Genomic DNA, 6,827 nt, shown 5'->3' with positions numbered 1-6,827 from the left:
AGGACAAGGCGGGGTAAAAATTTCCACAAAAACATCCTAAGCGCCCATCTCTTCACGCGGAGCAATCCGACAAGATAGAGGATAATAGGGAGGCTGTGTTTCCAACGCATTCGGGCAGCCCTGGCAGGGCAGTATCCTGCCAGGGTCGCATAGCGACATGTTGTTCAACCGAAGAGATTATGGATAGCCTGCAAATTATCCCCGTTGGCAATGCTTACAAACCAACGGCATTTCCACCCGCCTCGCCGCCTTGGTTATAGCAAATTCGTCCGCCATCCATGTGTACTTGATCAAAAATAACACATGATTTCAATAAGATTCAAAGTTAGCGGAAGACGGATAGCCCTGGAAAACGGGTATTCCATAGAAGAAGATTGAATCCGTCACAAATCCATGCATAGTTGACAGTTAGTCAAATAATCAAAGACGTCCCCAAAAGTCTGCCGGGAAAGTTACTCAAAGTATTGCAAGAGGTCAAAAAACGAGATATTATAGATCATTATATCCTACGGGTCCAAACCACAGTATTCATCACTTAAATCCTTTAAAAGGGCATCCATCCTATATATGGAATAAGTTTCAGCGTTTAACTGGTGGAGGAAAAACTTTATTCCCAACGGCTGGCTTACCAAAATGGCTGCGCCATAATCGATTTAACTTAAAAAAACTCGGTCATTCTCAACATACTCGTTATCATAAAATAATGATGGTTGAGGAATTTGTAGCTAAAATTGTTATAAATCCAATAACTACATCAGCCAGAAGTCTTAGAAACGAGATAAATTAATTTTTTTTGGGGGGCATTATGGGGATTTTGGACTTTTTTAAACATAAAAAAATTAAAGATAATGTGTTTGGTAATATAAAATACGATAATCATGATACATGGACAGGAAAAATTATGTTTGCTCCAGTTGGCCATGAAGTCTTTGTTTACGTACAAGGGGATGTTACAGGTCCTTATAAAGAGTCATATGAAATGCTGCATGAGCTTTATGAGAAGTATGAAATGTTGTTATCTAAAATTAACAGCACAATATTTTACAATGTTCAAAGCAAAATTAATGGTGATTACCTTACCAATATGGATGAGTTACTAAAGTGCTTAAAATTGGATGAATTGTATATATATATAGGTTCTAAAATTGATTTGCATTATGGTTTTGATGAGACTATTTTAAGTGGTGACTATGTATTCACAGTTCATATGGAAAAATGGGAAATATGCAATTTTTCTTTCAGTCATTGAAAAGATTTCAATTCGCATATTCAAGGAGACGTCCCTGACTAATCCACTAACTTTATATCAATTTGAAATAATGCATAAATCCAGTCATTACAATATCAATTTAACATAGTTTATATTTTTGGGGACGTCCCTGATTAATCCACTAACTTTATATCGATCTGAAATAATACATAAATTCAGTCATTAGAATATCTATTAAACATAGTTTATTAATCTTTTATCGGCCCGCAACGCGCCAATATGGCGCAACCTGATCTGCCGACCTTGGAAATGGTTACCTTCGGCGCCAGGGAATTCACGTCCGTCATCAATAAGGGCATTTACAAGTTCGAGCTGGCCTCTTCATCCATTTATCCCGACATCACTGAATTCGAATACGACGATGACCACAACCTGGAAGTCGTCAGGCAGTTGGGCCTGGTTGCACCTTTTTCTTTCAAACCTCCCGCTTCACAGCCAGCCCGCAAAATTCAGGCTTTTCTCTTGATAAGAAATGTTTTACCATTGCAAGGTGTTAATCTTGCTGAACCAATCTCTCCCATTGAAGCCAGGCCTTGATTTATGGAGAACAACCAGACCGCACGCACGCGTTTAAAGATGCATATCGTTGCCGGAGCACTGTTGACCGCGGCGGTCCTGGGGATTTACGCCCAAAGCCTGGGGTTTGACTTTATTGACCTGGACGACGGGGTGTACGTCACGCAAAATCCCATGGTGCAGGCCGGGCTGACGGCCAATGGAGTCGCCTGGGCTTTTCAAACCTTGCATGGGGGATTTTGGATTCCTTTAACCTGGATATCCCTGATGGCCGATCAAAGCCTTTTCGGCGGGGGCGCCTGGGGGTTTCACCTGACCAATATGCTGCTCCACCTGGCTAACAGCCTGCTGGTCTTGTGGGTTTTTTCGCCGCTGACCAAGTCATTTCGCTTAAGTTTGATATCCGCTTTGATTTTTGCGGTCCATCCTCTGCACGTGGAGTCCGTCTGCTGGGTGTCAGAACGGAAAGACGTGCTTTTCGCTCTTTTCTTTCTATTGGCCATGGGGGCTTACGGGCGATACGCTCACACTCGCAGCCGGGCCTGGTTGGCGTGGACTTTCTGCGCCGGTTTTTTGTCTTTGGCGGCCAAGCCTATGGCGGTAACGCTCCCTTTTATATTGCTGATCCTGGATTATTGGCCTTTGAACCGATTCTCCCGGGAGAAGGTCCGATGTCTGATTTTGGAAAAAATCCCCCTGGCGGTGATGTGCCTGGGATTCGGGCTCATCACGCTGTACGCCCAAAACCTATACCGGGGCGTGCAAAGCCTTGGCGCCGTTCCCCTGGCCGCCCGCGTTGGGGGCGCCGTATACGCCTACGGATGGTATGCGCTGAAAAGCCTGTGGCCGTTGAACCTGGGCGTTTTTTATCCGCATGCAGGCATGGACCTGCCGGTTTATCAAGCCGTATTGGCCGGCGTTTTTTTCGCTGCGACCACTGGTTTTGCCTGGAGATTCAGGGGTAAGACGCCTTGGGTCACGGCGGGCTGGTTCTTTTTCATCGTCGCCCTGCTGCCGGTGATCGGCCTGGTGCAATCCGGGCTGCAGGGCCGTGCGGACCGGTTTATGTACATTCCATTGCTGGGATTGATCATAGGGGCGGTATGGAGCGGGGATTGGCTGATAAGGAAAAGAGACTCTTTGGCCCGGCCTGGCATTGCTTTGACGGCGGCCTTCGTCATTTTCCTGTTCGTGGTTTCAACAATGCAGGCGGCCGCATGGAAGGATTCCATTACCCTGTACGCCCATACCCTTGATGTTACGAGAAAAAATTATATGGTTCACGAATATTTGGGCTCGTCGCTGGCCGCCCGGGGGCGTTCGGCTGAAGCCGCCGAGGAATATAAAAAGGCCCTGGCAATCAACCCCAGACATGGGGATGCATGGTACGGGCTGGGCTGCCTGGCTGTGAACAGAGGGGAGTTCGAGGAAGGCGCCGAATGCTTTAAGCAGGCGCTGATGTGGGAACCGGACCACGTGGAGGCTTTATTCGGCCTGGCCACGGCCCAGATGCAATTGGGCGATGTTTCGGCGGCGGTGAAAAACCTGAAAAAGGTTCTGGCCGCCGATCCCGGCCACGTCCAGGCGGGAAAGAGTCTTCAAACCCTTATGGACGGGACTTCCAAAGCCATGTGGGATTGATGATTTTGGATTCTTTGCCGGGCTTTGCAAATACATTGTCGATAAAGCAGGTTCCACCCACGTGCTCGTCAATCACGGTTGTGGTGTTTGAAAGGCTGCCGGCCGCGTAATGCTTGGTGTACATATGAATAAAGGGGAAGGAATAGTACCCCACGGAATCCCCCTGGTCGTAGCTGTGCTCCACGCCCTGGTCATCCGTATAAGTTCCGTCATAGCCCGTGACCTGCCTTACGTTCAGGGTGCTGCCCTCAAAAAAAGCGACGGTGTCTTCGTCGTTTATCTTATAGCTGGCGCTCAGAAGCCCTCCCTGATAAGCCGTGTCGTCCTCGTTATACGTGCTGATGATAAGCCGCAACGTGACCGTTGTCTGGTCCGGGTCGGACGTATCCGTAATAATGGCTTCCAAGGGGTAGCCGTCGGTGTCCGACACCGGGTAGGTGGTTCCATCGTCGTCCGTTATGGCGCCGAAAAAAATCAAGGCGTCCCTGTACGTCTTCCCGTTTGCACGGGTGCCGGTGAACCACAGCCCGGTCAGGGTGCATCCGCCTGCGGCCAATTGAAAATGGTAGCCTGTCTGGGATTCCGTGACATTCCTGAAATTCGTGAATTTCACGCTTAAGTCTATGTTTCTGGCCGTTCCGTCTCCCATGACAAGGGGGAACCAGCCGAAATCCCCTTCCTCCTGATCAAGGGCCAGGCGCAGAAAATGCTCATCGTCGTCGTCATTCATGATTCTATTGAGATAAGCGGCGGGGGTGAATTCCTTGTCCGCCTGTATGTTGTAGTCATACACCCCTTCGTGGCCATTGGCGTACTGGGAGACGTCAAAGTAGGCGATTTGCTCCCCGGGAAAGGGCTGGACGGAAAAATCATCAACAATGATTCGCCCCGCCTGATCCGTATAGATCACTTTGTCTACGTCAATTATAAAATCCGTCTCCGGGTCCGGGCTGAATTCAGCCGCAGCAGGCTGAGGGATCCAGGCAACGAGTGCTAAAGCGCATGCCAAGGTCGCACAGGCAACGGATAGAAACCTATTCATTGTGACGCTCCTAATTGTATGGACTTACAGGGGTTGGCGCACAGCGTTCGCGCCAATGGAATTACTGAGACAAGGCCTTGAATAAACCAATATGACGTGATAGGACAAAAGTCAAGGATTTCGGTGTATTCATATGCTGATCATGCTTTGCGTTCCCTTTTGGCCTTGAAAAAAAACCTCCGCTCTCCCCGTGCGGCGGTTTTTTGCTGATTGTCATGAAATACAAAATTAGCAACATTTGCGCCAAGCTCATGCTGGTGTGCGTATCGACCTTGCTCGCCCTCGGGTTCGCCGAAGCCTTTGCGCGCATCTTGAACATAGGCCCGGACGTGCATCGCGTGCGGACCCATGTGGAAAACAGCGCTTATCAGGCCTCATCCAACCCCATCCTGGGCTATGAGCTAAAACCCAACTTCCGGTGCAGCACCCCGAACTTGCACGAGACGTTCCCATACATCAACGCCCACGGACAGCGGGATATAGAACGGTCCCTGGAAAAAAAGCCGGGATGGAAACGGATTGTGGTGCTGGGCGATTCCGTGGCCGCGGGACACAGAGTTTGGGATTTGAACCAGACCATTTCGCGCTGGATGGACCGGTTGATGGTTGAAGACCGCGTCGAAGTGTTGAATTTTGGAATGGGAGGGTATTGCACCCGGGCCGAAGTGGAGCTGCTGCGCACCAAAGCATTGAAATTCGACCCGGACATGGTGATTCTGATCTTCGTCAAAAACGATTTCAGGGATTTCAACAGCCAGATCAGCCATTACCGCATCCAACGGCCCAAATATATTGAGTGGCTGTTCATCCATTCCAGACTTTTCCGGACCCTGGCCATGGAAACGGACTGGATGCATTTTGCATCGGAAAACAAAGATTATTGGATCAATGACCGGCAATTCGAAGAAATCGGAGGAAACAACGTGGAGCAAGGCTTTGAGCTGCTCCAGCAGCTTTCGTTGGAAAACGGATTTTCCTGTTTGATCGCCGTTTGGCCGCGGTTTGACGACGACGGGATTATGGACGTGGATAACGGCGGCGACGGCCTGTGGCTCGACGGGGACAAAAAAGCAGCACCGCCCCAAGGCCCTCGGATGACCGTGGAACGGCTGGCGGAAAAATTCAGGCTTCCCCATTTCCGTTTATCCGGGTATTTTAGAGAAGATTTTCAAAACCGACAATCTGAGAGAGAGGCCGGGGCGACCCCCAAGTCCCTGTACGCAGCCGGCGACGATACGCATCCCTCTCCTTTGGGAGCTCGCGTGGCTGCTGCGGCTTTGGTTGACAAGGCGCGAAGCATTTGGAATGGCGGCCGTTTGGAGTAGAGCGGTTTTTTTGGGCGAAAAAAACTTCGTTTTTGTATATTTGATAGAGATGTAGATACAATTTTGTATTTATAAAGCCGGCTGCTTATGGCGCATTTCGCATTAATTCAGGGGATTATAATTCTGGCGCCATTCTTGCCATTAAAAGATGGAAAGGGGGGATAAACCCTTGTTGAGAAAGAGCAGAAAGAGAGGCGCTACCATGTACGATTGGAAAGAACTTTTTAACCACATGCCAGCCCGGTACACCCGGGAAAATTCTCCGGAGGATATTTCCAGCCACATAGAACTCCATCAGAAGCTCGCGCACGCAACTGCGCTGGTGCAAATCGCTCCCGCCGATGATGACCGCACCCGTTCCATCACCATATGTTGCACGGACCAGTCTGGTCTTTTCAATAAAATAACCGGGACTTTTTTTCTTCATGGACTGGATATCCAGGAGTCCCGCATATACACATGGACCAACCAGACCGTGATTGACATTTTTAAGGTGAAGCTGCCTATTGACGCGGTTTTGGACGACACCTGGGGCCAGAAGCTGGAAAATGACCTCTTGGGCATTCTGGAAGGCAGGATTGATCTGGAATCCATGCTCCGGAAGAAGCTGGACTCCCCGGAGGCGGAACCCGACTCCCGGTATCATGCGACCCCTTCCGTGCGCCTGGACAATGATGCGTCGCGTTTTTTCACGGTAGTCAGCGTAAGTGCAGGAGACAGCCTTGGCCTCCTGTATCGGATCACCCGGGAATTGCACCTGTGCGACGTCACGGTTTGTACGGCCCGGATCGCCACCTTCGGCTACCTGGTCATGGACGTATTTTTTATTCAGGACAGAGCCGGCAAAAAAATCTTGGATAAAGGCAAGCTGGATGAGATTCAGGACGCACTGTTGAAAGTGCTTTCTCCGCCAAGCTGAAAGCGCATCTCTCAGGTTGCATTCACACCAAGCAACTGTTATGAATAAGGCGAACGGATTGGAGGATGTCCGTTCGCCTTATCTTTTTTCATCAGCAACCAATTCGGTTAAAAT

The 6,827-nt window shown here is 49.4% G+C and carries 6 protein-coding genes; 5 read left to right on the top strand and 1 reads right to left on the bottom strand.

Going from position 1 to position 6,827, the window contains the following annotated elements; all coding sequences use genetic code 11:
- Positions 1–805 precede the first annotated feature (805 nt).
- The 3 genes from G491_RS0120860 to G491_RS0120850 all read left to right on the top strand — a co-directional run bounded on the left by G491_RS0120860 (position 806) and on the right by G491_RS0120850 (position 3,427).
- On the top strand, positions 806–1,249 hold the full coding sequence (locus G491_RS0120860; RefSeq protein ID WP_028315945.1) for a hypothetical protein: 444 nt from the start codon (positions 806–808) through the stop codon (positions 1,247–1,249).
- Between the two features lie 240 nt (positions 1,250–1,489).
- Positions 1,490–1,807, top strand: a complete 318-nt coding sequence (locus tag G491_RS0120855; RefSeq protein WP_028315944.1) for a hypothetical protein — start codon at positions 1,490–1,492, stop codon at positions 1,805–1,807.
- 3 nt (positions 1,808–1,810) lie between these two features.
- Positions 1,811–3,427 (top strand): tetratricopeptide repeat protein, encoded by a 1,617-nt coding sequence (locus tag G491_RS0120850; RefSeq protein ID WP_084511616.1) that lies wholly within the window; start codon positions 1,811–1,813, stop codon positions 3,425–3,427.
- Here the strand turns inward: G491_RS0120850 and G491_RS0120845 are convergent.
- Positions 3,393–4,469, bottom strand: a complete 1,077-nt coding sequence (locus G491_RS0120845; protein ID WP_028315942.1) for a hypothetical protein — start codon at positions 4,467–4,469, stop codon at positions 3,393–3,395. The two genes, G491_RS0120850 and G491_RS0120845, sit on opposite strands and share 35 nt — an antisense overlap.
- A 215-nt stretch (positions 4,470–4,684) precedes the next feature.
- On the opposite strand from G491_RS0120845, the gene G491_RS0120840 reads away from it, so the two are divergent.
- On the top strand, positions 4,685–5,794 hold the full coding sequence (locus G491_RS0120840) for an SGNH/GDSL hydrolase family protein (RefSeq protein WP_169829488.1): 1,110 nt from the start codon (positions 4,685–4,687) through the stop codon (positions 5,792–5,794).
- Positions 5,795–5,996: 202 nt separating this feature from the next.
- A complete protein-coding gene (locus tag G491_RS0120835; protein WP_028315940.1) occupies positions 5,997–6,713 on the top strand; it encodes a bifunctional uridylyltransferase/uridylyl-removing enzyme family protein in 717 nt (238 codons plus the stop codon).
- The last annotated feature ends 114 nt before the right edge of the window (positions 6,714–6,827 follow it).

It is taken from the genome of Desulfatibacillum aliphaticivorans DSM 15576, from assembly GCF_000429905.1.
Taxonomy (GTDB): domain Bacteria; phylum Desulfobacterota; class Desulfobacteria; order Desulfobacterales; family Desulfatibacillaceae; genus Desulfatibacillum; species Desulfatibacillum aliphaticivorans.
The sequence above is the reverse complement of the archived record's forward strand: the minus strand, read 5'-3'. Positions and strand labels throughout refer to the sequence as shown.

Coding starts and splice junctions, on each gene's coding strand:
- G491_RS0120845 (WP_028315942.1), bottom strand. CDS start 4,469: ATGAATAGGTTTCTATCCGTTGCCTGTGCGACCTTGGCATGCGCTTTA.
- G491_RS0120850 (WP_084511616.1), top strand. CDS start 1,811: ATGGAGAACAACCAGACCGCACGCACGCGTTTAAAGATGCATATCGTT.
- G491_RS0120860 (WP_028315945.1), top strand. CDS start 806: ATGGGGATTTTGGACTTTTTTAAACATAAAAAAATTAAAGATAATGTG.
- G491_RS0120840 (WP_169829488.1), top strand. CDS start 4,685: ATGAAATACAAAATTAGCAACATTTGCGCCAAGCTCATGCTGGTGTGC.
- G491_RS0120855 (WP_028315944.1), top strand. CDS start 1,490: ATGGCGCAACCTGATCTGCCGACCTTGGAAATGGTTACCTTCGGCGCC.
- G491_RS0120835 (WP_028315940.1), top strand. CDS start 5,997: ATGTACGATTGGAAAGAACTTTTTAACCACATGCCAGCCCGGTACACC.